At 47.3% G+C, this 24956-nt stretch carries 28 protein-coding genes, 1 tRNA gene and 1 rRNA gene; 2 read left to right on the top strand and 28 right to left on the bottom strand.

The genetic code is table 11. The features are described 5' to 3' along the window. Positions 1–147: 147 nt before the first annotated feature. The 25 genes from V3C10_00340 to V3C10_00220 form a co-directional block, all read right to left on the bottom strand. Positions 148–1679: ribosomal RNA gene (locus V3C10_00340) — 16S ribosomal RNA — on the bottom strand. Positions 1680–2102: 423 nt separating this feature from the next. Further along, a tRNA-Ser gene (locus V3C10_00335) sits at positions 2103–2190 on the bottom strand. A gap of 113 nt (positions 2191–2303) precedes the next feature. After that, on the bottom strand, positions 2304–3014 hold the full coding sequence (locus V3C10_00330) for a lysophospholipid acyltransferase family protein (GenBank protein ID WVP62321.1): 711 nt from the start codon (positions 3012–3014) through the stop codon (positions 2304–2306). A 30-nt stretch (positions 3015–3044) separates the two neighbouring features. Further along, positions 3045–3950 (bottom strand): permease-like cell division protein FtsX, encoded by a 906-nt coding sequence (locus tag V3C10_00325; GenBank protein ID WVP62320.1) that lies wholly within the window; start codon positions 3948–3950, stop codon positions 3045–3047. Beyond that, positions 3940–4644 carry a cell division ATP-binding protein FtsE gene (ftsE, locus tag V3C10_00320; protein ID WVP62319.1) on the bottom strand — a complete coding sequence of 235 codons (705 nt, stop codon included), beginning with the start codon at positions 4642–4644 and terminating at the stop codon, positions 3940–3942. The genes V3C10_00325 and ftsE overlap by 11 nt, the downstream gene beginning before the upstream one ends. A gap of 25 nt (positions 4645–4669) precedes the next feature. Next, the gene (flhB, locus tag V3C10_00315; GenBank protein WVP62318.1) at positions 4670–5743 is read right to left on the bottom strand and encodes a flagellar biosynthesis protein FlhB; all 1074 of its coding nucleotides are present in this window, start codon (positions 5741–5743) and stop codon (positions 4670–4672) included. Positions 5744–5763: 20 nt separating this feature from the next. Further along, entirely contained in the window at positions 5764–6531 is a 768-nt protein-coding gene (locus V3C10_00310) for a flagellar biosynthetic protein FliR (GenBank protein ID WVP62317.1), read from the bottom strand. A 12-nt stretch (positions 6532–6543) separates the two neighbouring features. Then, the gene (gene fliQ / locus V3C10_00305) at positions 6544–6807 is read right to left on the bottom strand and encodes a flagellar biosynthesis protein FliQ (GenBank protein WVP62316.1); all 264 of its coding nucleotides are present in this window, start codon (positions 6805–6807) and stop codon (positions 6544–6546) included. A 37-nt stretch (positions 6808–6844) separates the two neighbouring features. Further along, on the bottom strand, positions 6845–7648 hold the full coding sequence (gene fliP, locus V3C10_00300) for a flagellar type III secretion system pore protein FliP (GenBank protein WVP62315.1): 804 nt from the start codon (positions 7646–7648) through the stop codon (positions 6845–6847). 57 nt (positions 7649–7705) lie between these two features. Then, positions 7706–8059, bottom strand: a complete 354-nt coding sequence (locus tag V3C10_00295) for a flagellar biosynthetic protein FliO (protein ID WVP62314.1) — start codon at positions 8057–8059, stop codon at positions 7706–7708. Between the two features lie 2 nt (positions 8060–8061). Then, complete coding sequence (locus V3C10_00290) at positions 8062–9015, bottom strand: FliM/FliN family flagellar motor switch protein (protein WVP62313.1); 954 nt, start codon at positions 9013–9015, stop codon at positions 8062–8064. Between the two features lie 17 nt (positions 9016–9032). Continuing rightward, positions 9033–9923 carry a FliM/FliN family flagellar motor switch protein gene (locus V3C10_00285; GenBank protein ID WVP62312.1) on the bottom strand — a complete coding sequence of 297 codons (891 nt, stop codon included), beginning with the start codon at positions 9921–9923 and terminating at the stop codon, positions 9033–9035. After that, positions 9916–10740: a flagellar motor protein MotB gene (locus V3C10_00280; protein ID WVP62311.1), complete on the bottom strand. Its 825-nt coding sequence runs from the start codon at positions 10738–10740 to the stop codon at positions 9916–9918. The genes V3C10_00285 and V3C10_00280 overlap by 8 nt, the downstream gene beginning before the upstream one ends. A 147-nt stretch (positions 10741–10887) precedes the next feature. After that, positions 10888–11322, bottom strand: a complete 435-nt coding sequence (gene flgC, locus V3C10_00275) for a flagellar basal body rod protein FlgC (protein ID WVP64696.1) — start codon at positions 11320–11322, stop codon at positions 10888–10890. Between the two features lie 18 nt (positions 11323–11340). Continuing rightward, complete coding sequence (locus V3C10_00270) at positions 11341–11703, bottom strand: flagellar basal body protein (protein WVP62310.1); 363 nt, start codon at positions 11701–11703, stop codon at positions 11341–11343. Positions 11704–11727: 24 nt separating this feature from the next. Beyond that, a complete protein-coding gene (fliS, locus tag V3C10_00265) occupies positions 11728–12117 on the bottom strand; it encodes a flagellar export chaperone FliS (protein WVP62309.1) in 390 nt (129 codons plus the stop codon). A 36-nt stretch (positions 12118–12153) separates the two neighbouring features. Then, positions 12154–14811 carry a flagellar filament capping protein FliD gene (gene fliD, locus V3C10_00260; GenBank protein ID WVP62308.1) on the bottom strand — a complete coding sequence of 886 codons (2658 nt, stop codon included), beginning with the start codon at positions 14809–14811 and terminating at the stop codon, positions 12154–12156. 40 nt (positions 14812–14851) lie between these two features. After that, the gene (locus tag V3C10_00255) at positions 14852–15331 is read right to left on the bottom strand and encodes a hypothetical protein (GenBank protein WVP62307.1); all 480 of its coding nucleotides are present in this window, start codon (positions 15329–15331) and stop codon (positions 14852–14854) included. Beyond that, complete coding sequence (gene csrA / locus V3C10_00250) at positions 15321–15590, bottom strand: carbon storage regulator CsrA (GenBank protein ID WVP62306.1); 270 nt, start codon at positions 15588–15590, stop codon at positions 15321–15323. Before csrA ends, V3C10_00255 begins: the two co-directional genes overlap by 11 nt. After that, complete coding sequence (locus V3C10_00245; protein WVP62305.1) at positions 15584–16030, bottom strand: flagellar assembly protein FliW; 447 nt, start codon at positions 16028–16030, stop codon at positions 15584–15586. Before V3C10_00245 ends, csrA begins: the two co-directional genes overlap by 7 nt. Before the next feature lie 51 nt (positions 16031–16081). Further along, the gene (locus V3C10_00240) at positions 16082–16681 is read right to left on the bottom strand and encodes a DUF6470 family protein (protein WVP62304.1); all 600 of its coding nucleotides are present in this window, start codon (positions 16679–16681) and stop codon (positions 16082–16084) included. A gap of 23 nt (positions 16682–16704) precedes the next feature. Continuing rightward, positions 16705–17676, bottom strand: a complete 972-nt coding sequence (locus V3C10_00235; protein ID WVP62303.1) for an FgL, flagellar protein — start codon at positions 17674–17676, stop codon at positions 16705–16707. 23 nt (positions 17677–17699) lie between these two features. Next, complete coding sequence (gene flgK / locus V3C10_00230; protein ID WVP62302.1) at positions 17700–19178, bottom strand: flagellar hook-associated protein FlgK; 1479 nt, start codon at positions 19176–19178, stop codon at positions 17700–17702. Positions 19179–19232: 54 nt separating this feature from the next. Then, entirely contained in the window at positions 19233–19682 is a 450-nt protein-coding gene (gene flgN / locus V3C10_00225; protein ID WVP62301.1) for a flagellar export chaperone FlgN, read from the bottom strand. Positions 19683–19715: 33 nt separating this feature from the next. Next, the gene (locus V3C10_00220; GenBank protein WVP62300.1) at positions 19716–20030 is read right to left on the bottom strand and encodes a flagellar biosynthesis anti-sigma factor FlgM; all 315 of its coding nucleotides are present in this window, start codon (positions 20028–20030) and stop codon (positions 19716–19718) included. A 219-nt stretch (positions 20031–20249) separates the two neighbouring features. Here V3C10_00220 and V3C10_00215 point away from each other — a divergent pair, with 219 nt between their 5' ends. Both V3C10_00215 and V3C10_00210 read left to right on the top strand, forming a co-directional pair. After that, a complete protein-coding gene (locus V3C10_00215) occupies positions 20250–21011 on the top strand; it encodes a ParA family protein (GenBank protein ID WVP62299.1) in 762 nt (253 codons plus the stop codon). Positions 21012–21013: 2 nt separating this feature from the next. Continuing rightward, positions 21014–21448 (top strand): late competence development ComFB family protein, encoded by a 435-nt coding sequence (locus tag V3C10_00210; protein ID WVP62298.1) that lies wholly within the window; start codon positions 21014–21016, stop codon positions 21446–21448. Between the two features lie 124 nt (positions 21449–21572). Here V3C10_00210 and V3C10_00205 read toward each other — a convergent pair whose 3' ends face one another. The 3 genes from V3C10_00205 to V3C10_00195 form a co-directional block, all read right to left on the bottom strand. Continuing rightward, the gene (locus V3C10_00205; protein WVP62297.1) at positions 21573–22793 is read right to left on the bottom strand and encodes a flagellin; all 1221 of its coding nucleotides are present in this window, start codon (positions 22791–22793) and stop codon (positions 21573–21575) included. A gap of 280 nt (positions 22794–23073) precedes the next feature. After that, complete coding sequence (locus V3C10_00200; protein WVP62296.1) at positions 23074–24087, bottom strand: M15 family metallopeptidase; 1014 nt, start codon at positions 24085–24087, stop codon at positions 23074–23076. Between the two features lie 210 nt (positions 24088–24297). Continuing rightward, positions 24298–24948, bottom strand: a complete 651-nt coding sequence (locus V3C10_00195) for a PilZ domain-containing protein (GenBank protein ID WVP62295.1) — start codon at positions 24946–24948, stop codon at positions 24298–24300. Between the last annotated feature and the right edge of the window lie 8 nt (positions 24949–24956).

Here is a 24956-nt window from a genome sequence, read left to right as displayed (position 1 = left end):
CGTGGTTGGCACCACTTATGCATCCATTCCGCTCCATCCGCTCTTGAAAGCAAGCTTTCATCGCTTCTGTCTCTTCATTTCTGCGCAATTAACTCTGTATCCTCGAAAACTCAACAGTATATAAAACCTCTACTTCTTCTTCCTTAGAAAGGAGGTGATCCAGCCGCACCTTCCGATACGGCTACCTTGTTACGACTTCACCCCAGTTATCGGTCCCGCCTTCGGCAGCTCCCTCCTTGCGGTTGGGTCACTGACTTCGGGCGTTACCGACTCCCATGGTGTGACGGGCGGTGTGTACAAGACCCGGGAACGTATTCACCGCGACATTCTGATTCGCGATTACTAGCGATTCCAGCTTCGTGCAGGCGAGTTGCAGCCTGCAGTCCGAACTGAGACGTTATTTCTGAGATTTGCTCCACCTCGCGGTCTCGCTTCTCTTTGTTTACGCCATTGTAGCACGTGTGTAGCCCAGATCATAAGGGGCATGATGATTTGACGTCATCCCCACCTTCCTCCAGGTTATCCCTGGCAGTCTCCCAAGAGTTCCCACCTTCACGTGCTGGCTACTTAGGATAAGGGTTGCGCTCGTTGCGGGACTTAACCCAACATCTCACGACACGAGCTGACGACAACCATGCACCACCTGTCTTCTCTGCCCCGAAGGGAAGGGGACGTTACTCCCCGGTCAGATCGATGTCAAGACCTGGTAAGGTTCTTCGCGTTGCTTCGAATTAAACCACATGCTCCACCGCTTGTGCGGGTCCCCGTCAATTCCTTTGAGTTTCATTCTTGCGAACGTACTCCCCAGGTGGAATACTTACTGCGTTTGCGACGGCACCGAAGAGCTTTGCTCCCCAACACCTAGTATTCATCGTTTACGGCGTGGACTACCAGGGTATCTAATCCTGTTTGCTCCCCACGCTTTCGAGCCTCAACGTCAGTTATCGTCCAGTAAGTCGCCTTCGCCACTGGTGTTCCTCCTAATATCTACGCATTTCACCGCTACACTAGGAATTCCACTTACCTCTCCGACACTCTAGTTCCATAGTTTCCAAAGCAGTCCCGCAGTTGAGCCGCGGGCTTTCACTTCAGACTTACAGTACCGTCTACGCTCCCTTTACACCCAGTAAATCCGGATAACGCTTGCCCCCTACGTATTACCGCGGCTGCTGGCACGTAGTTAGCCGGGGCTTCTTAGTCAGGTACCGTCATTTTCTTCCCTGCTGATAGAGCTTTACATACCGAAATACTTCTTCACTCACGCGGCGTCGCTGCATCAGGCTTTCGCCCATTGTGCAATATTCCCCACTGCTGCCTCCCGTAGGAGTTTGGGCCGTGTCTCAGTCCCAATGTGGCCGGTCACCCTCTCAGGTCGGCTACTGATCGTCGCCTTGGTAAGCCGTTACCCTACCAACTAGCTAATCAGACGCGGGTCCATCTTGTACCACCGGAGTTTTTCACACGGCATCATGCGATGCTGTGCGCTTATGCGGTATTAGCAGTCATTTCTAACTGTTGTCCCCCAGTACAAGGCAGGTTACCCACGCGTTACTCACCCGTCCGCCACTCAGTCAATCTAACTTCCATCCGAAAACTTCCGCTAAATCGCTTCGTTCGACTTGCATGTGTTAGGCACGCCGCCAGCGTTCATCCTGAGCCAGGATCAAACTCTCATGTTTAAGATTTGATTCCGTTCAAAAATCGCTTGGCTATTTTTGTCCGTTTGTGTTCGCTTTTGTAGCACTCTCGTGCTCCGCAAGTGTATCACGTTTTTACTTGGTTTTGTTCTGAATGTTCTCTCGAACCTCTAGGCTTAACCAAAAGCCTTTGTTCTTTAAGAATTTTCAAGGTTTTACATACTGTTCAGTTTTCAAGGTTCTTTGTTGTTGAACGCTGTTTTTGTCCTCAGCAGCAACTTTTATATCTTACCATAATCGCTTTTGTTTGTCAACAACTTTTTTTATTTTTTTGAATTTCTTTTTTTTGAACCGCTGCTCGTTTTCAGCAGCTTGAATATCATATCATAACTCTCAGTCAGTGTCAACACTTTTTTTCAAATTATTTAAACATTATATTCAATAGGTTCTTTTCAAAAAAGAAAACGGAGAAAGAGGGATTTGAACCCTCGCGCCGGTTACCCGACCTACACCCTTAGCAGGGGCGCCTCTTCGGCCTCTTGAGTATTTCTCCGCAGTTATTACTTAATGCTATTTAGTTCTGCGCATTGGACATGCTCATGTCGAGCGCATTGTCAATTATACTAAATAAGATTTGGGTTGTCAAGCCTGTTTTTCCAGATATTTTTATATATTTTCATTTATCTTATTTTGTATCCGTTCATGCACTATATCTGCGATTTCTACCGTCTTTAGTCCCATATATTGTTCGTATGGAATCGGCTCCAAATAGTGAACCTGAACCGTTTCCTTCTTAATAGAAGAAACGCCAAACGGTTTATAGCTGTCAATCAGCGCAACGGGCACAATGGGACACCTTGCATTAAAGGCGCTTTTGAAGGTTCCCCCTTTGAATTTCAATATCTGGTTCCCTTCCCTGCTTCTGGTTCCCTCAGGGAAGATAACATAATTATTGCCATTTTTCACATCTTCAGTCATCTGATTAATAATTCGCAGAGATTCCCGGATATCCTGGCGGTCCATCGGAATTCCTTTTAAAAGCTCCAGAACCTGTTTGACCAGAAAAACATTGGAAACCTCTTTCTTAACGACAACGCTGAGAGGCCTTGGGCATGTGTCTATAATCGCAAGCATGTCGAACAGTCCCTGATGATTGGGAAAAAGAATAAAACCGTCCTGAGCCGGGATGTTCTCCTCACCGCATCCCATCACATTGACACGGCCTGTCTTATTTACCTTGCCCACAACGCCTTTCAGATAGCTGTACCGTTCTTCCTGTGTGTGAGTGTCGCCTTTGCGGCCCATCTTCCATATATTAAACATCCACCACGGAGCTCTGTAAATGTTTCTTAAAACCATATATGTGATTCGATTCATGATGTCCCCCTGTCAGTCTTAATCACCGTTTTACCGTTTCAGCCTGCCCATGGCAAGCATGCTGCCCAGACAGCCGGATAGGATTCCCACGGCCGCGCAGGCGCGCACAACTCCCGGAAATACGGACGGAAGCGGTAAAAGGCGTATTCCTTCCCCAAATAGATGAAACTGTGTAACCGCAAATTCTGTTCCCCAGCGGTATGTAAAATATAAAAGCACAATGGGCAGGACCATACCCGCAATTCCCATAATCAGTCCTTCAATGATAAACGGGATTTTAATAAAAATGTCCCTGGCTCCCATCAGCAGCATCGCCTGGGTCTTCTCCCTCTGCGCCGCTATCCCGATTGCCAGCGTATTATAGATCAGCAGCACCGACGTCAGTACGATGACAACGACACTTCCAAATGTAATTGTGGAGATGGCATTTTTGATCTTCAGTACCGCCTTTACCGTGTCCGCCGAGTTCCTGACACTTCTGACTCCGTCCAACTGCCCTACATAGGCCACAAATTTCTCCTGGCTCTCCACATCTTTTAAAAACACCTTATAGTTATTGGAGTGTTCCAGCGGATTATCCTCCTCAAACACGCCTTCCAACAGATTTTCGCCTTCGTAATATGTGTCGCGGAATGTATTCCACGCCTCCTCCGAAGAAGTGTAGACCGTATTGGTCACTTCCGGGCGTGCCCGGAGCAGTTCCCCGATTTCATCCACGCGCCCTGCAGGCACATTATCATCGAAAAATATTACAACCGCCACGTCTTTTTCCGTGTTCCTGATGGCCGTGTTGACATTGAGTACGACCAGGTAAAAAAGGCCGAACAGAAAGATGCAGACCGTCATCGTGACAACCGATGCAATGGTATATACCTTATTTCGCCATGTATTTTTAAATCCCAGCCTGCACAGGTATGAAAATGTCTTAAGGCTCATAGAAATATCCTCCCCGTTTGCTGTCCATTATCACCTTGCCGTGCTGAAGTGTAATTTCCCGTTTCTGCATCCGTTTCACAATATCCCGGTTGTGGGTCACTACAATGACCGTTGTACCTGCCTCATTGATCTTCTCCAGGAGCCACATGATCTCAGCCGCATTTTTCTGATCCAGGTTGCCTGTTGGCTCATCGGCCAGTATCAGGGCCGGTTTATTCACAATCGCCCTTGCCAGGGCCACACGCTGCTTCTCACCGCCGGATAACTGATCCGGATAATTCTTAATCTTCCGTTCCAGCCCCACCCTGGTGAGCGCCGTCATCACCTGTTCTTTTATCTGCGCCGGCGGCGTCTCGTTGACCATCTGGGCAAATGCCACATTTTCATATACATTAAAATCGGAAAACAGTTTAAAGTCCTGGAAAACAACGCCCAGAAAACGTCTGTAGCGGTATACCTGCCTCTGTTTCAACTGACTCAGCAGAATCCCGTTTACCGTAATTTCCCCCTCCGTCGGTTCCGTCTCCTTCAGGATCAGATCCAGAAATGTCGTCTTGCCCGCACCGCTGTCTCCCAGAAGAAATACAAATTCTCCCTTTTCTATTGTCATGTTTACCTGCTTTAAGGCCTTCTGCCCCGTCTGGTAAACCTTACTTACCTTATCAAAAACAATCATGTTGTTTTCCATCTTCATCCATACCCCGTATGCCGATTATCCGTCAGTGTTTACCTCCGTCCGTCTTCTTCTTTAGATTATATACGAAAGCGAGAATTCCCGCCACTGTCTGGTAAAATTCTTCCGGAATTTCCATGTCCAGTTCCACATTTTCATACAGTCCGCGGGCCAACGGCCGGTTTTCCATAATATAGACGCCGTTCGCCTCGCCAATCTCAACAATCTTAAGCGCTACACGGTCCGCTCCCTTGGCCACCACGCGCGGCGCGCGGTCCTGATCCGTATTATAGGAAAGAGCCACCGCAAAATGGGTTGGGTTTCTGATAATCACATCCGCTTCCGGCACCTTCTGCATCATTCTTCTGGATGCCATTGCCCTCTGCTTCTGGCGGATCATGCCTTTTATCTGCGGATCGCCCTCCGTCTGCTTATACTCTTCCTTCACATCCTGCTTGCTCATGCGCATATCTTTTTCATACTCCCACCACTGGAAGAGAAAGTCAAATACGGCAATAAAGATAAAAATCGCGCCTACGGTATTTACCATCGACGTCATCGTGGAACCGACATAGGTAATCGCCCCCGCCACGCTCCCATCCATCAGACGGGCAAATTCGTGGAGCCTGTTTTTCAGCACATCAAAAATAATCCAGGTCAGAACCGAGACCTTAATAAGCGCTTTCAGCAAATCCACCATAGAGCGTACAGAAAACAGCCGCTTCATTCCCTGGATTGGGTTCATCTTGCTTGCCTTGAATTTAATCGCGTCCATGGAGAATAGCATCCGCGTCTGAGCGGCTGTCGCAGCAACCGCCGCCAGGATGCTGAGTCCGGCAATCGGAAGAACCGTCTCGATAAAAAGCAGCATCCCCTTGGACAGCTTGTCCCCTACATTGGCGGGGTTGACCGGATAAGATGTTCCTGCATAGGAAAAGAAAAGACTGACGCATTTCCGTATATTCTCATACATAAAAGGGGCCAGCAGTTTCAGCCCATTAAAAAGAACCAGGAGCGATACCACCGCAACGATATCCTGGCTCTGAAATATATGTCCTTTTTTTCGTTCATCCCTCCGCCGTTTGGGAGTGGCTTTCTCAGTCTTCTCGTCTGCAGCCAAACAGTATCCCCCCTCTCATATCAGAACAGTGTCAGAACCTTCTGCATATCCTCCATCAGACTTACAACGTAACGATCTATAAATTCGCCCAAAGGCTGTGCAAATAACATCATCAGTAGAATGCCGGCCGCGATTTTGGTCTGGAGATTAATGACAAATACGTGTATCTGGGGGATCAGTTTCATCAGAATCCCCATCGCCGCTTCCAGGATGAATTCAGCCGCCGCAAACGGCAGCGCCAGTTTTGCCGCCAGAATAAATACAGAATGGAAAAGGGTGAGCAGATACGCCGTGACCCGCGGCAGCAGAATCATATAAGCGCCCACCGGTACCACTTCATAAGAATAGGCAAAGAGTTTGATCATGACCAGATGGCTCCCCGTTGCAAAAAAATAAAGTACAAACAGCATATTCAGCATCTGGCCCCAGGTCGACGCCTGCACGCTGCTCACCGGATCCATGACCTTTGCCATGGACAAGCCAAATACCGTGTCCATCAAATCACCGGCCACATAGAGCATATAGTAATAGACCTGGAATACCATTCCCATCAGGAGTCCGATTCCCAGTTCCCGAATCATGGCAAGCACCATATCAGGCGGTTCCAGCGCCGCCACTGCCGCCCCATCCTGCAGCGGAGCCAGCAGAAGACTCACCGAAAAAACCAGTCCCACCCTGGCCATCATCGGTACATTTTTTCTTGCAAATATCGGGTTCATCCACAGGAGGGCTCCCATCCTGACAAATACAAGGAGAAAGACATCCAGATAACTAAGAATTTCATCCATAAGCATCACCCTCTATAGCCCGGCCATGAGGGAAAAAATGTGCTGCACAAATTCCGTAAAAACACCCAGCATCCAGGAACCGGTCACCAGAAGCACAATGGCAATTACGATGAGCTTCGGCACAAAGGTCAGGGTCTGCTCGTGAATCTGCGTCGCCGCCTGAAAAATAGCCACAATAAGTCCTACCACGATACTGACAAGCAAAAGAGGCCCGGCCATCTGAAATGCAACCAGCATTGCCTGTTTTAATACTTCCATTACTTCCGATGTCGTCATCTTCTTACCTCCCGTCCGGACTGCCGTTTCATCCTCTTTATCTGAATCCCTGCACCAGCGTCTTGATTACCAGATCCCAGCCGTCTACCAGTACAAACAGCATCAGCTTAAACGGCAGCGCTATCATCGTCGGCGGAAGCATCACCATACCCATTGACATCAGGGTACTGGCCACCACCAGGTCAATAATCAAAAATGGCAGGAAAATCAAAAATCCCATTGTAAATGCCCTGTTCAGCTCACTCAAAATAAAGGACGGCACAATCACAATCAGATCAAGCTGCATATAACGCTCCGGCCCTTCAACGCCTTCCAGCACCACCGGATCCGTTTTGGAAATCTGCATGAACAGATCGAGGCTCTTCTTCTCCGTCTGCTTCAGCATAAACTCCTTCACCGGAACCTGCGCGCGGTCAAAGGCCTCTTCCCTGGCTATCTCCCCGCTCCGGTACGGCTGGTATGCCTCCGTATTCACCTTTGCAATTACCGGGGTCATGATAAAAAGCGTAAGAATCAGCGCCAGCCCGACCAGAATCTGGTTTGGCGGCGACTGCTGTGTTCCCAGCGCATTCCGCAGAAACGAGAGCACAATAATAATCCTTGTGAAGCTCGTCATCATGATAATAAACGACGGAACCACCGCAAGGAACAGAAAAAGAAACAGCACATCCAGAGAGTCCAGGGAATTGGCTCCGTTTCCATTGTCATACTGGATCGAAAAGCCGCCTGCATAGGATGTTTTATAAAATGAAAAAACAAAGACCGCCGTCAGGATCATCAGACCGGCAGCCGCCATCATTTTTTTCTTTAATTTGTGCAACTCAATCTGATGTTCCATCATCTGTATCTCCCCTGTATCTGTATATCAGTTTCCATTCTTTTGTCCTTATTCCGCTCTTTACAAATCCGGCCCTTTCCCGTTCTGCCGGTCTCTCAGCTGCTTTGCAAACACCGAAGTGAACGAAGAGGCGGCTGTCTTCCCGGCATCCGCATTCTTAGCCGGCTCATAGGAATCCAGATCACAAATCTTCTGTATTCCCGACGGGGATACCCCCAGGACCATAAATGTACCCTGTATTTCCACGACAAGAAGGAAACTGTCCCTGGCAACCGCCGTCCGCTCCCATACGCGGATACCGCCCGAGTCCTGTTTCCTTCCCATCCCATTACCTACTAATTTTGTCGTATAATATGCCAAAAACAAGATGGCGATCAATACTATAAAATATAAAACGAGTTTTACTGCCGTCATAGCTATTCCTTCTTGCCGATAATTTCCGTAATTCTGGCGGCAAAATTGTCATTAGAAACCAGCACGTCCCCTCTTCCGATCAGAACCCCGTTAACCACAACATCCGCCGGTGCGCCTGCCTGTTTGTCCAGCATCAGCACCTGGCCTTCCTGCATATCTAGGATATCCTTCATCTTGCAGACAGCTCTTCCGATCTGCACCGAAATATTGAGGGATATGTCGCGGATTTTTTTCCGTTCCTCACCGATATCCGATACCGTGTTCTCGATCTCCTCCATCTTAAATTCCGGAAATGAAACGGTCTTCACTGAAATCGGCCTTTTCTTCCTGTTTCTTTCCTGAACAGCCTGGATATCCTGACCAGAGACACCCTGGCCGTCCTCCCTGGTTTCATCCTCCATGGATGCAAAGAGTCCGTCCGTTGTAATCTTGTAGAATTCTGCCTTCATCACGTCTTCAATTTCCAGCCCAAAGCGGACAAACTGAAGAATCCCGTTATTCCAGTCCCTGAGGCGCTGCTCTATATCCCGTGCGCTCTCCGACATTATCAGCTCTCCGACTGTGCCCGTCTGCTGGACGTTTAGAAGCGTCTGAAGCTGGGCCTCCTCGATCCGGATACACTGGGACAGCACTTCTTTAAACGTGCTGAGCGCCACCTCATCCAGAGGATTGTAGGCATCTGCATCGACTCCCATGATAAAATTGGTGACGCGGCTTACCGTCTCTTTCTCAAATATGTAGAGGTTTCGTATCTGTTTCTGCCCTGCCGCCCGGTCTTCCTCCACGGCCACAGTGCTGCGTGGAAGTTCGAGTTCCAGCCCTTCCGGTATAATGCGCCGTACTTCCCTGCATTCAATCCGGGACTTTCTGCCCAGAAGCTGTTTTAATTTATCCCCCATCATCAGGGTAATCGCGTTCATCATCTCTAACGCCGCGTCTTTTTCGATTTCAGGCATGAGCTCCGTCCCCCTGTTTATAAAATCTTACTGATCTGAACTGCTTTTCTAAGTTTCGTGTGGCCGATTCTGGCCTGAAAACAATTCTTATCCTCCACATACAGCTCCACATCACTGTTAATCAGTTTGGTCAGCGGAATGACATCCCCCGCCTGAAGCTCTAAAATATCCTGGGCATCCAGTTCAAAATCATGCAGAACCGCCCTCAGCTCCACCTCCGAGTCCAGCAGATGCTGGGTAATCGAGGTGCGGCGCACCAGGCTCTTCTCCTGATCCTGTTTCCTTACGCCAACGGCAAATTTATAGCCGAATTTGGAGGTAAGCTCCTCCACGTTGGAAGCGGGCATCACAAGATGCATACGGGTCGATAAGTTATTGACATTCACCTCTATCTGGACGATGACGGACACATCTTCCGGCGCACTGAGCTGCAGCAGATGCGGGTTCGTCTCCAGACCGGTCAGCGTTGCCTGCATTTCAATATAGCCGTTCCAGGCATCGTCCACAAGTCCCGTCATTTTCTTCAGGATAAATTCCAGGATCGCTTTCTCAATGTCTGTGAAATCCCTCTGGAATTCATATTCCGTGCCGGGTCCGCCGAGCAGCCGCTCGATCATAAAAAATCCCAGGGACGGTTCAATCTCCAGGATTAGAGGAGCCTCATTATAATCTTTGTTCTCCGGCATCAGGCTGATAATGCCAAACAGGGACTGATCCTCGATCTGTCCCGCATATTCCTGATACCTTTTTTCTTCTATATTGATAATGTTTACTTCGCAGTACGCCTGTAAAAGTCCGGTAAGATAAGTAGCAAGAGACCGTGAAAATCCATCGTACAGATTTTCCACGGTACTCATGCGCTCTTTTGTAAACTTTTTAGGAGATTTAAAATCGTACGATTTAATCACTGGTTTTCTCCCCTTCCTGTTCTGAATTCTTAGCCCCGGGTACATCAAAGGGTGATACCGGATTAAATAATTCCGCATCTTCTTCGGCCACATCGGACATCTGGAAATCCTGTCCCAGAATGATCATGTCGACGCGCCGGTTCTGCTCCCTGCCTTCTTTTGTGGTGTTGTCTGCGATTGGATAGTATTTGCCGTATCCTCTGGTAATCATCTTCCTGGGATCCACCCCGGCCTTTTCCTCCAGATAAACCGCCACATTTGCCGCCCGTTCGGATGAAAGGAGCCTGTCGTTCACCAGCGATCCCGCCGATTCCGCCGTGTGGCCGTTAATGTAGACCGCACTGATCTCCCCGTTGTCTTCCCTGAGCATCGTTCCTATGTAATCCAGTGCCGACTTACTGTTATCAAGCAGTACGGAACTGTCCGGACCAAACAGAAGGTCATTCTTGAATCTCAGATACATATAGTTCGCCCTGCTGGTTACGCTTACCTGGATATTCTGATCTTCCATATACTGCTGGACGCTGCTTGCCATGCTCTGCATCTCGGTAAGCGGCTGATCCGTCGGTATCCCGTTCGGCACCGAATCCTCGCCGACCGACGGATACTTTAGGTCGGGAGGCACGTCGTTCAGTTCCACGTTCGTCTCCAGTCCCAGTTTTTTCTGCATCGCATTGGCGATCTGTTCCAGTTTAGTAATATTAACATTTGATATACTGTAGAGAAGAACAAAGAACGTCAAAACCAGTGTGATCATATCCGCATACGTATTCAGCCATTCCTGTGTATTCTCTTCTCCGCGCTCTTTTCTCTTCACTGAGATTTCCTCTCTTTGTCAGTCACTCTGTATCTATAACTATTCAGTACCTTCATCGTTACTGCTTCACGAATGTACAGAAACAGCAGAAAACGCTGTTTCGCGTTGGCTAAACTCGGGATTTTTCATGCAAAAATGCATGCCGTTTTATTTCCCAATATCGAGCGCTTTCAGCGTCATGCTTTTGGCAATATTGAGGGCGGTGATATTAGCCTCGTAGGCACGGGTAGCGGCCATCAGATCGACCATCTCCTCCGCGCTGTTGACATTGGGCATCATTACGTAGCCGTCTTCATCAGCGTCAGGATGGGTCGGATCATATACCGGCACAAACGGATTCTCGCTCTCGACAACCTCTTCCGCGATTACGCCTCCGCCGCCGGACGTAGAGAGCGCTCTGTTAAGTTCTGACTTGAAATCCATCTGCTGTTCTCTGAACACCACCTGTTTTCTGCGGTAGGGACCTCCGTCCTCCGTCCTGGTAGTTCTCTGGTTGGCGATGTTCTGCAGAATAATATCGGTTCTGAAACGCTCCGCAGTGAGTGCGGAACCTGTAATATTAAGTGAATCTAAAAAGGCCATCATACCCTCCCCGGCTCATTATTTACCCGTATTGTTGATTACATAGCGGAGCGTTGAAAAACGCCCGGAAATCCGGTTGGTGAGCGCGGAATACTGTACGTAATCCTTCCACATCTCCAGCTCTTCCGCTTCTACCTGTACATTATTACCGTCGGGCCTGGCCTCCGTCTGGTTATCTTCGCTGAGAACCGGCTTATACTGAAGTTCCGGCTTTCCCGTCACCTCCGATTCCCGGAGCACGCGCTGGAAATCCAGCTTTTTCGCCTTAAAGCCAGGTGTCTCCACGTTGGCGATATTATGGCTGTGGACCTGTTGTTCCATCCATGTCTGATCCAGCGCATTACCCAGCGCCCGGATCGACGGGTCTTCAAATAGAGACATTCTTTTACCTCTTGTTATCCTTCTTTACACGCCTTTAGCGCTCTGTGACATCCGCACCTGCCTGTCGGCCTGGGCAAATGCATCCTTTAATTCCTCTACCATAGGCAGAATCTCCTGAATCTGCCCCGCGTCGTTGTTTATATTCGCCTGCACAATGGAATAGCTGAAGTATTCATAAAGGGAGGAAAGTCCCTTCGACACCTCGTACTGAGGGTCCAGCGTCGTGCTTAGATGTGTTACGATCGCTCTGGCCTTCTTCAGATGTTCATTTCTTCCTGCTATATCTTTTTCCCCGATGCAGATTACCGCCTTGTTCAGGCGGGAAATAATCTCTTCATAGAGCAGTTTGAGCATATCGCCCTGGGTCATTGTCATGACTGACTGCTCTTTATATTTTGCGTATGGATTTTGCATACTGACCTCCGTTATGTAAACTGACTTCCTGATAAATCAGGAGAACTGCTGGGAAAGCCAGGAGCTTTGACTGTTCATGTTAGAAATCGCCTTTTCCATCTCGGTAAACTGCTTCCAGTAGCGTGTTCTTTCGTTCTTATACTTTGTATTAAGCTTTGTGAGAGTTTCCGAAATCCCCTTCAGCTCATAATACAAAGAGTTACTGGTTTCCATGACATCCTTGGCGCCTGCATATCGAACCAGCAAACCCGGACTGCCGCTGCTGGCATTCGCAGCTTCCTTGACCACTTTCTGAAGTTGAACTGCAATTCCGTTATCCTTATCGGTAAACATCTGCTGAATTTTATCCAGATTAGTGGAAAGAGCGGTTTTCAGTTTACTCTCATCGAGTATCAGTTTTCCGTTGTCCTTATAGTTACTGGATGCCTCGATACCAATATCATAGAGCGCGAGACCCGCACTGCCGACTTTCTGATACATGACACCTCGCATATCCTGTAAAAACTTCGATATGTTGGTATCGTAGCGGAGCAGGCCCTCTTTGGCTTTCTCCTCCCACTTTTCGATCTCTTTTTCGGTCATCTCTTTCTTCTGGGCATCGGTTAACGGCGGATATTTCTGAAAATTCGCCTTCGCATTTACCTGCTCATTCAGTTCTTCTATAAGGCTGTTATAGTCGTCTACAAAACCTTTCAAACCTTCTACTATTTTATCAGTATCCTTAGAGGTAGTCAAGCTAATTGGACCGTCCCCAGTACCTGTAACGGCCTTTAATTCAATGGTAATTCCATCCAGATCGAAGCTGTTGGTGTTTCGTTCAATTACATTGCCATTTACCACAATCTGAGCATTCTCTCCCTGCTGTATTGTTTTTATCTCCTTACGAGTAATATCTCCCTGGAACTGGTTAAAATTCATTTGGTCATTTACGAACAATGCCTTCATAACATCCTTGCCCGTTCCTCCGGACGTAATGGAAATAGGCTGAGTAATTCCTGAAATTTCAAGCTCTCCTGTAGCATCGTTAAATCCGACCGTAACAGGATCCCCACCATTCTGAGCCGTCAGTTCCTGTTTCATCTGATCCATTAAATCCTGTATAGTCATACTCCCGTTTACTGCAATCTGAGTGCTTCCCACATTAATGGTAGCGCCTGCGTCCACAAAGTTCTGGTTCTCAATCAGCATGCCCAACTTCGTATTGGAGGTTACCGCCATCTGTGTCTGACCGTCGCTGAATCCCAACTGTCCCGTAAACATGCCCTCTATATTTTTTTTACCAAAGCTGACTTGATATCCAGCCTTAGAAACAAGTTCAAATTGGCTGTGATCCGCATCAACGGACGTCATTTTTATTTCGATTTTATTATCACCTGCACTGTCCACACCAAACGTGGCGGCAAGTGACTGGTTTAGTGCGGTTACGTAATCGCCGACGCTGGTATATCCACCCTCCTTAAAAGGAACCCGGACCGAATAATCTTTTCCATTTACATTAAATGAAATAAGGGAGTCCTGCAATTTAATGCCGTCTAATGCGGTCTGGAACAGGTTATTGTCAATAGGAGTTCCCGTGATGGTATCCGTATTTCTGAGTCCCTTACTGGTTCCAAGCACACCATCCTCTCCATTTGTTGTTCCGCTTGCCAGTCCAAACATAGCAGTCATTAGGTTTCCCTTGGACTGGGTAATTGTAATACCTGAAATATCTCCGGTGTTAGACGACTCCAGAACAAATTTATCGTCAATGGAGGAATATGTAAGGCGCACTCCCGCTTCACTGTTATTAATCCGGTTTATAATATCTCCCACCGTATCCTCGGATGTCGCTTTAATCTCTGTACCGTTAATCGAAAACACGAATTCCCGCCCCTGGAGCGCGGTACTGAACGGTGAATTGGACAGATACGTGTTATAATTCAGTTTATTGGTACTTCCGTTTGCCAGCCCCATATTACTCAGGACATTTTCTGTTACGATATCAGAACTGTCACCAACCGTCGTGCTCTGTAAAATAATCTGATGGGTGGTTTTGTTTCCGCCCGCCTCATCATTAAATTTAAACTTAAGGATGTCTGTGCCGGATGGAGACTGAATATCAGCCTGGATGGTTCCTCCAAACACTTTTTGGAGTCCTGCGTTTATGCTGCTCTCTACTCCCGAGGCACTGGAGGCTCCTTTGAATTTGATTGTCTTTTTCACTCCGTCGAGTGTCAAATCAAATGCATATTCCTTATCAGGATCATTGAAAGCGCTCACATTAATATTGCCTTCCAGTTGGTTCGACAGTGTGTGGCCGTCTATTGTAGAGCCTTTATATGCCTGAGCCAAACGTTTAACACTGTCGATTACCACGTTAGGAGAGGCCGTGGACTTAGCAGAAACCACCTTTACCGCCCCGGAGGAGCTCGTTCCGGTCATTACATTATAAAAGCTGCTGCTGAGAAGATTCGTATTTTTTGTACCAAAGAAAGAAAAATAATTATCGGCAAAGCTGTTAATCTTGGTAATTACGTCTCTGTAAATTTCCTGTTTCCACTCAATCTGCTGTTTTTTTGCATTCTGCTTATCAATTTTGGCCTGCGTGCCCGCCAGCAGTTTTTCTACCATATCTTCGGTATCCAGACCTGACGCCAGACCGGGCATAAAATTCGACGTTCCGTTTGGACTAATGCTGTTTGTGGATGATGCCATATTTATCTCCCCTTTATTCTACGAAAAGCCGAAACGGCGATTATCGTTTTTTATCGTAAAGCACCCCTTTGGCTGCCTGAATTCCCATGTTGTTCATATATCCGGTAAATTTGGAATTGGTTTTATTCTGTTTAATACGGTCCCGTAAGACGGACATCATGGATTCCATATTTTTGTTAATTTGCGGTTCCATATTCCTGATGCGGGTGATAATTCCAAAGAGTTCCTGACCGGCTTCAAATATTTCTCTTTGTTCCGGACGCAGCTCTGAATAATCACAAAGATTCTTGGATGCCTGGAGCAAAAGCCCGCCTTCCCCGCTTCGTCCGGCCGTCTCCCTGATTTTTCCGTCCAGTTCATCAATCTGCTGTTTTAACTGCTCACGTTCCGATACACTCTCTATCATTAAGTCTATATCTTCCGACGAATCCGTCATCATCTGCGCCGTCACCGACTCATAGCGTTTGAACAGTCTTGCTTTCTCCCGCAGAAGTTCCGTTATCTCTTTCTCAATCTCCATCTGGTTCCTCCGTGTTCCCCTCCTCCTGGTTGGAGGCGTAGAGGTTCCGGGTGAGCTGGAATACTTTCAGCAGATCTACCTTATCCGCAGCCTCCTTATTGTTTTCCACTGTGAGGTAAATCTCCGTCCTTGTAATCTTCATATTTTCCGGAGCGCTGATTCCGATACGCACCTTATCACCCTTGACTTCCGTGATAAAGATCTCTATTTCATCCCCTATTTTAATAGACTCACCCTTTTTTCTTGTTAAGATCAGCATACCGACTCCTCACTCTCCGGACCGAATACTGGCTTGCGAATCGGGTAATCCTGGTCCAATATTACCTGCATGGCAAGGTTCGTCTTGTGGTTGATGATAACTGGACTTTTCATATTGACTGTCGACTGACGGAATGTCTCTCCAATTACGGCAATCACCCAGCAGTCCAAATCATCCTTTGGAGACGCCTGCAGCGTGAGCAGCACATCCTGCATGACAACCGGGGCATAGTCCCTGCATACCTGAAGTGGATTCATAAGGATAAAGCAGACTGACTTCTGTTCAATCGACTGGAGCCAGCAGATCCCGTTTCCCATATTGGAATCTGTGACCAAAACGTACTGGGTATACTCCTCAAAGCCATAGATCGGCTGCTTAAATGTAATAATATTATTGTCCTTAATCTCAACGATTCCAAAATCCCGCGTCTCTATGTTCATATACTCTTCCTTCCAACCGCTCTGCCCGCCGGTTCGTTTTCATCCCATATTCTAGCGTTCCGCCTCATAACCAGGCGCGGCGCTCGGCGGAACATACATAGGATCTCCCATATACTCGATCTCCACCTTTGGATACTGCTCCACATTGATCGCCAGCTCTCCCGGTACATAATTTGTCTTTGCATTTTTTATATCCGCCTCAAACTCAATGCTGGACGGAGTGTATTTCATTTCCAGACTTCCCGGTGTCCAGCTTATGTCCGGCGGCGGAAGCGGCATTGCTTCCAAATCGGTACGGGGCTGCATCTGTGACGACATCTGCATACAGATAATATCCGGTATATTTGCCCCTTTCTGTATCTGGGCCATTTGATTTCCAACCTGTACATAACGGGCCGTGGCATCCTGCGCCGCCGCTTTACCCTTATCTGCCTGGTAGGCCAGAAAATCCTGATTCGTCCTGCGCCCCAGACTCTGACGCTGCTCATACGTATCGATATTTACTTTGATATTCCGAGAATGCATCTGTATACTTCCCGGTGTCTGTTCCATATTTACGTGCGGCGACGGCAGCTGCGCTTCCAGTCTCGCTCTCTGGGACGTCATCGACAATTTAATCGGAGTTGACGTTATTTTTAACACGTTCATCATAATAACACCTCTTCACCTGATCATTATTTCATAAAATCAAAAATTGACGCCGGTATGATATTACTGCCAAGCTGTAAGGTAACCATCCATGCCATTTCATAATTTTTATTTTCGGTAGCCTCCTGTTCAAGCTTTACGCCCTCCAGGCTCTGCTGACTCTCCTTCAGGTTAATCTGATTCGTCTCAAGACGGTCCTTCGTCCTCTCAAGCAGTTTTTCTCTTGTTCCAATCTCTGTAATCGAGTTTGAAATACTTGACGCCTTATCCTTTAACAGTTCCGCTGTGGCGATAGCGCCGTCCTTATCACCGGCCCTGAGCTGATTTTCCAGCTTATCCATGAGGCTGTAGACATTATTGGGGTTTCCGTCCCCGTCTGTACCATATCCGAGTACATCCACACCGGAGGTCGAAATCTTGATTCCCGTTTTGGCTCCCGTACCAGTCTGGCCGTTGATTCCAAATCCAATATCCAGATAGACATCCTCGTTGTTTTTAAAGTCGCCTGCAGATGTTGCCGTGTCTACAGGCGTTCCGTTAAACAGAAGTTTTCCATCCGCCGAAACTGAAAAAGGAGCCTCACTGCCGGATCCAGAAAACAGATACTTATTTGCATAAGTCGCATTCATAGTCTGGAGCATCTCGTTTTTCTGCCCATTGATTTGCTCTGCAAGAATCTCAAAATCCTTCTGTTCCTTTGGTCCTCCTGCACTGGTCGCAGTCTCATATGCAGAAGTCGCAATGGACTGAATCACCATAATGTTGCCTTCCGCAGACGTCAGTTCCCCTGATGCATTATCAATAGTCCTGATATGTTCCTCCGTCCTCGCAAGCTGATCGCGGATGACAAATGCGCGCGCCGCCGAGGAGGTGTCCTCAGAAACATGGTTGAATGAACGCTCCGATGCCAGACGCATATTTGAAGCGGCCAGATTACTTATATTGCGCTGCAGGTTCGTATTATAATTCGCCAGCAGCATATTATCCGTGATTCTCATAAAGTGTTCCCCTTCCTATCCCGTTATCTTCCTACCAGTCCTACGCTGTTGATAAGAATATCCAATTGTTCGTCCATCGTAGTCATGAGCCTACCCAGCGCCTGATAAGCCTTATTATATGACATCATGTTGACGCCTTCCTCATTCAGGGATACTCCCGACTGAGACATCCGGTCCGTATCCACACTGTTGGCAGTTGCTACACACGATTTCAGCCTGGCATCGTTCGTACTGATCTGAGTGCCCAAAGTCGTCGTTACATGTGTCACGTATTCGTAAAAACTTCCGTTAAATTCTCCCATCTGAAGATCATCGTCAAGAAGCTTTTTCATGCTTAATATATTGTCGGTCGCCATCTGGCCGCTCGGATTGTTTTTCTCAAGCAGATAAGAGGCGTCATTCGCCCAGACGTCGCTGATAGAAATATTTCCCGCCGTCACGTTGCCATCCTCGTCCCCCTGTAAAAGTTTCTTATATGTATCGGGGATCTTCGGGTCCGCCGTCTGGTAGGTCTCCGGAATAATCCGGTTAAATACCTCTGCCAGTTTGGATGCCATTGTATCCAGCTTATGCTGGTAATAGGGAATTCCCTTATTTAAACTGTTGTCACCGGTAAGAGCTTCATTGTAACTGCGCAGGGAACCGGTGGGAAGAGCCACCGTCCGGTTATCCCTATTCCACTTCATGCTCACTCCGTCATCCGCCAGCTTGATTGAGTCATTCCAGAAATTTCCGCCTTCAGATTCCACAACGACCTGACCGTTAAATTTGACCTGGATACTGCCGTCGCTTTTGTTAGAAACTTTGACGTCGCCGTACCTGGCAAGCTCATCTAGAATAACGTTTCTCTGATCCAGAAGATCATTCGGTCCGTATACCACACCGTCATAATCAGTATTTAAAAAGATTTCGTGCGTAATCGTCTTGTTCAAATCGGTGAGCTGGGCCAGCTTTGTATTAATATCATTGACTGAAACGCTGAGATCGTAAATCTGGCTCTCCCTGATTCCCTTCAGTTTCGTATCGTACTCATTCAAAACCTGGGTCAGACCCATGAAGGAATTCATTACAATATTGGCGTGGGTTTCATCCTGAGGATTGCCGCTGAAATCAGAGAGCGCCTGTGATATCATCTTTAAAGCATTCTGGATTCCGCTGCCGTCCACTTCCGGATCACTGATTGCCGCCTGTATTTCATCGAGAATAACCGCACTCTGGTCATAGTATCCTACATCGCCATATTCCTGACGGAATTTACTGTCCAGAAATGAGTCTCTTATCTGGGCCACGCCTTTCATATCCACACCCTGTCCGGCCAGAGGAATTGAACTGCCTGCAAAGCGGTCACTTCCATATACCTGAACCGTTACGGTATCGAGCCGCTGCCTTGTATATCCCTTTGTCTTAACGTTAGACACATTGTTTGCAATAATATCGAGGGCTTTCTGCTGTACCATCAGCCCACGTTTAGTTGTCTCCAACCCCATAAATGTCGGTCTCAATTGAGCCACTCTCCCATCCTAATATAAGATCCTCGTGTTCCATATCCCTGTATTCTATATCTTCTTTTCAAACATGTTCCGTCTGGAAACGGCATCCGGTTTATAAACGCCGCTTCCTACACCCGATAGTCCGGATGTTTTAACTCCCATTCGTAGAAGCTCCGTCTGGGCCAGCTTTACCGCTTTTTGATTGATGAATTTGACATTATCCACCGCTTCCGTAAGTCGGCTGTATAGATTGACAAGCTGTTTCCGGTCCTCACCATCCGTGCGTTCCAACAGATCTTTAAATGTGCATCCGGCGAGTCCCAGCGAGTCCATCAGTTCCTGCCGTCTCTTCTCCATATTTTCCATCTGCTTATCTGAAGCCTGCTGGATAACTATGGTCTCCTCTATTTGTTTTAATTCCTTTGTGGAGAGATTCTCCAGCTTCTCCTGCTGTTTTTCCTCCAACTGCTCAAAAAATGCGGTGTATTCTTTCAAAAATTCAATCAGTTCCTTCACCCTGTTATCCCCTGTTCTGTATACTCTGCCGATTTATAATGAATTCTGGAATCCTGACATCAGGCGTTTGGCAATTACTTCTGCCGATACCTGATAACTTCCGTCCTGTATCTGTCCCTTCAGCTTTGCAATCCGTTCCGGAGACGCTCCTTCTTTTATTGATTGGGAAAGTGTTGAAGAGATTTTTGCAGCCTCCTGCTTTTTCATCGCGTCGCTGCTGATTCGTATCTCGTCATTCCGCACTCTGCCATCCGCAGCTGACGGAATGGATACATTTTTATCCGTGCTTTTGCCAGCCGCCACCGCGCTCTGGTATACTGCCATATTTCTCGTCACTTTTACATCCATCCGCGTTATCCTTTCTGGTTTGACCGTTTTATTATCTATAGACTTGATTATTATTCTTTTCCTAATTATGTTATCGAATCTTTTATGAAAAACTTTAGTCTATTTCGGATTTATTTTTATAATTTTTCTCCGGTATTTCCGTCGTTGTATATTCATTGTTTTCCTGATATAATAATCACTAAGAAAAATGTCGAATTTACTCGTTAAGGGGGTACTGTAATGGCAAAGACCATCGTCCTTTCCAACCAAAAAGGCGGCGTTGGAAAAACTACGTCTGTTAACGCACTGGCCGTTGGATTAAAATCCCGTAATTATAAAGTTCTGGCCGTTGATCTGGATCCGCAGGGCAATCTTACCTTCAGCCTGGGAGCTGATGCGGACAGCAGCGCAACCATCTATGACGTACTGAAAGGGGAGCTGAAACCGCGATATGCCGTGCAGAAGGCCCCATTGACCGATACGATAGCATCAAACATCCTTCTCAGCAGCATTGAACTTGAATTCACTGGAGCTGAAAGAGAATATCTGTTAAAAAATGCCCTGGCGCCGCTTCAGTCTCTGTATGATTATATCCTCATCGACTCACCGCCTGCACTCGGTATCCTGACCGTTAACGCCTTTACGGCAGCCGACTATGTCCTGGTTCCCATGCTGTCCGATATTTTCAGCCTGCAGGGAATTACGCAGCTCGCAGAAACCATTGAGCGTGTAAAAAACTACTGCAATCCTGCCATTAATGTTCTGGGGATTTTTCTCACCAAACATAATCCCAGGACCAACTTCAGCCGTGAAGTGATGGGGACGGTGGGCATGATTGCGGAAGATCTGGGGATCCCGTTTCTGGATACCTACATAAGAGAGAGTGTTGCCCTCCGGGAAGCACAGTCACTGCAGCAGTCAATTCTTCAGTATGCTCCAAAAAGCAATGCTGTAAAAGACTATGAAAACCTGATTGATGAGCTGATAAGGAGGGGGTTATAGTCATGGCAAAAAGCAGAACTGAAATCGATAAAGATATGATGTATAGGAAAATTATGCCTACTTCAGCAAAGAACAACCGCAGCGCCGGTGCAGATGAACACAGTATACCGGTACCGGGCGGCGGCGACCCGGCGCGCACGCGTCCTGCTGCCGGCCTGCAGCTTCCCGAATCCCAGGACATGGTTCTAATTAATCTTATGGAAGACCTGGTTATCTCCCGCCTGGAAAGTACGCTGATGCGTTTTAACTGCTGTAAGTGCAACAAATGTAAGAAGGATATTGCTGCTATCGCCCTGAATAAGCTGACTCCTCGGTATGTGGTGATGAAACAGAATGACGACACAAAGAAGGCTAAAGCCGAAGAGGAATTCGGATCTACCGTAACCGGTGCGCTTGTACAGGCGATTATGCTTGTAAAAAAAGAACCGAGGCATTAAAAAGCCTTGGTTCTGTAATATTCCGCCTCAAAACTTTAAATTTGCCAGGCGTACTTTCGTATATCTTCGTTTTAGTTAAAAAAAGGCTGTGGAAAACCCACAGCCTTTAATCTTTTTCTGATAATTACTGAAGCAGCTGAAGAACTGACTGCGGCTGCTGATTTGCCTGTGCAAGCATTGCCTGTGCAGACTGCTGAAGAACGCTGTTCTTCGTAAATGTCATCATTTCTTTCGCCATATCTACGTCTCTGATACGGGATTCTGCTGCAGTGATATTCTCTGTTGTTACACCGAGGTTGTTGATTGTATGCTCCAGACGGTTCTGCAGAGCGCCTAACTGTCCGCGCTGTGTGGATACGGTGTTGATGGCTGTCTTGATTGTAGCCATTGCACCCTGTGCATTGGCAAGGGAATCAACTGTTACGCCGCGTACGCCTAAATTAGCTGCTTTCATGTTTGTTATAGCTAAGTTCAACTGGTTAAATCCATCATTGGTATCACCAATCTGAAGTGTAAGGCTATGGATTGCATTACCGTTTGCATCTACCTGAGCTGCTCCAAATGTGGCAGCCGTACCTGTTTGGTTAGCAGCATCGGCAGTGAAATTGATTGTCTGGCCTTCCAGCTTAATAGATGATAAGCCTTCAGCCACAGCTCCGCTCAGGGAACCGTCGTCAATCCCCTTTTGTACCGCATTCTTAATAGCGTCCTCGATATCCTTTGCCGTGTAGGAGGATGCGTTTGTCTTGGAACCGAGTTTGACAGAGACATTGCCGCCCGTGAGATCAACCAAAATAGTTCCTCCCTCTTTAGCAACATCATTTGTGATTGTAATCGTCTTTCCTGCCGCACCTGCGCCGACACTTGCATGAAGATTCGTTCCGGTTGTTCCGACTCCTACGTCAATTGAGCTTGCATTATTCAGACTTCCATCCAGAAGCTTAATACCATTGAAATTTGTACTGTCTGCAATACGGTCAATCTCATCGTTTAATGCATTGAACTCATCCTGGATTGCCAGACGGTCTACCGGGTCATCATACGTTCCATTAGATGCCTTTGTAGCCAGCTCGGTCATACGGTTTAACATAGAATGAACTTCCTGTAAGCCGCCCTCTGCTGTCTGAATCAGAGAGATTGCATCATTTGCATTATCGGTTGCTGTTTCCAGACCTTTGATCTGAGCTCTCATCTTCTCGGAGATTGCAAGACCTGCTGCATCATCGCCGGCGCGGTTAATCTTGTAACCGGAAGATAACTTCTCAAGAGATTTGGAAATATTGTTGTTGTTGATACCCAGCTGTCTCTGGGAGTTGAGTGCCATAATGTTGTGCTGAATCCTCATAATATTACCTCCATGTAATAGTTTTCCGGACTTCCATGTCCTTTTTTTGAGTGGCAGTGAAAAGTGCGCCAAGCGTGCTCTCCATTGCCCGGTTTGTCTGCCAAACGGGCCCTGTCTGGCAGGGAGACTGGTGAGAACATACCATCCTTACCGTCCTACTTTAAATATCGAACCGAATGGGAAAGTCTTTACCGTAAAAATGCACAAAATTGATAGCTCAATTTTGTGCATTTTTAACTTTCACTGCTTTTATCCTTCTCAATTCTGTTGTTCCGGCTCATTAACCGTACAAACTTTCCTCAATATAGAACTCTTCCAGCGTTATTCCCTTTTCAGTGATATATTTTGCAACATCCACACCTACATACCGGAAATGCCACGGCTCATAATTAATACCCGTACTCTCTTCTTTCCCCTTATCATACCGCAGTATAAATCCGTATTCCGCGCAGTGTTCCCGCAGCCACTTCCCCTCTTTTGTATCCTCAAATCCCTCTTCCAATCTCTGATAGGACTGGGAGCACACGTCAATGGCAAGTCCCAGGCAGTGTTCCCCGGAGCCTGGAATTGAAAGTACATGCTGGGCCTCCCTGGAAGCCGCCTCCATACTGTATCCCTTTTTTACATAGCTCTTCACCTTCCGGTTAAACAGTATCTCCTGACGGTCCAATGTCCTGTAAGCCGAGCAGACAATCGGGCGAAGCTCTTCCGCTTTCATATCCGATATCATCCGAAGTGTGGTGTCATAGATTCTGGCGTCCACGGACTGTTCCGTACCCGGAAGAACCTTCAGTTCCACGGTGTAATCCTCCGGAATCGGATACCTGGCATTTGTAAGAATCAATGCCCACATATTCTCCTGGCGGATCACCGGGCCTGCTTCCCCACTGTTTCCGGATGCCTCTTTTACCGCTGCACCTTCTGTTAATGATGTTTTTTCTTTTGTACTGTCATTTTCATTTTTACTACTAAATTGTTTTTCTCGCTCGGGGCCACCTTTTTCTCCGGCTCCGCCTTCTCCTCCAGCTCTGTCTTTTCCTTCTGCCTCGCCTTTTCCCTCGAGCTCATCTTTTCCTTCAACTTCCTCTTTCCCGTCAGTCAGTCCCTTCACCCATGCAAAAAATCCCGTCTGCTCACCGGCATCCGGGTCCTTCGGCTGTTCTGTCAACTGTTCTTCCGGCGATTCTGCCATCTTTTCAAGCACCGCGCCGTCCTGTGCCTTTAGTTTTCTGACTTGTCCTCTGGCGCCTATATATGTAAACACGAGGATCAGAAGAAACGTGTAAATCATCATTCTCCTGCTCCTCACCACTAATTTATCCTGGGAAGTTTTTCTATGCAACCTGGTTTCCCTCTCAATTCTCCGTCTTTTAACCAACCGTTCCGGCAGGCCATACCTGTTCTTGTATCCTGGCTTTTACATATTGACCTCTTACATCCTGATTTTCTGCATTCTGGTCTTCTGCATCCTGGTCTTCTGCATCCCGATTTTTCCAGCTTTATCTTACCTTATCCTCCGCAACTGATCATTCTGCCTTTTCAATATATACTTATACAGCAGATCCTCCTGCAGATTTGTCATATCCATGAACTCGCAGCCATACCCCACCAGGTTATCGGCTCTTGGGACAACGCGGCGGATCGTGCAGTTGTAAATCATGGAATCCCGCATCTCCTCAATCACGATATCGAATGTATCTCCTATGCCCAGTTCCAGATCTGATTTAAACATCAGGCCTCCCAGGCTGATGTCCACCAGTTGTACATTCTGGTTCAGATATTCCAACTCACCCGTTTCACCGTTTTCGTCGGTATAGGTGTGACTGATTCTGAGAATCACGGCCTTGCTTCTGGAACTGATCCGGAAGTATTGGCGTCTTTCGTCGTTGGTCGCCTCCGTCAGATTGATAATACGGACAATCTTAGAGGTAGACAGGTATACGTTACCCACAAGCACGCGGAATCCCAGCTTTGCGTTGTAGATTTCCACCTTAACCACCATGTTGTAAGGGATCTCGGGAAGCTCATTTCTGGAACTGTTAATATCAATGTACGTATCCTTGACTTTATGTAAAATACCCATGGTGAGCAGATCGTTGCCGGTCGATTTAATCACGCAGGAAGAACCAATATAATCATCCGGTAATATAACCACTTATGCTA

It is taken from the genome of [Clostridium] symbiosum, assembly GCA_036419695.1.
GTDB classification, from domain to species: Bacteria; Bacillota; Clostridia; order Lachnospirales; family Lachnospiraceae; genus Otoolea; species Otoolea symbiosa_A.
Note: the sequence above shows the minus strand (reverse complement) of the source record. Positions and strands in the feature narration are given on the sequence as shown.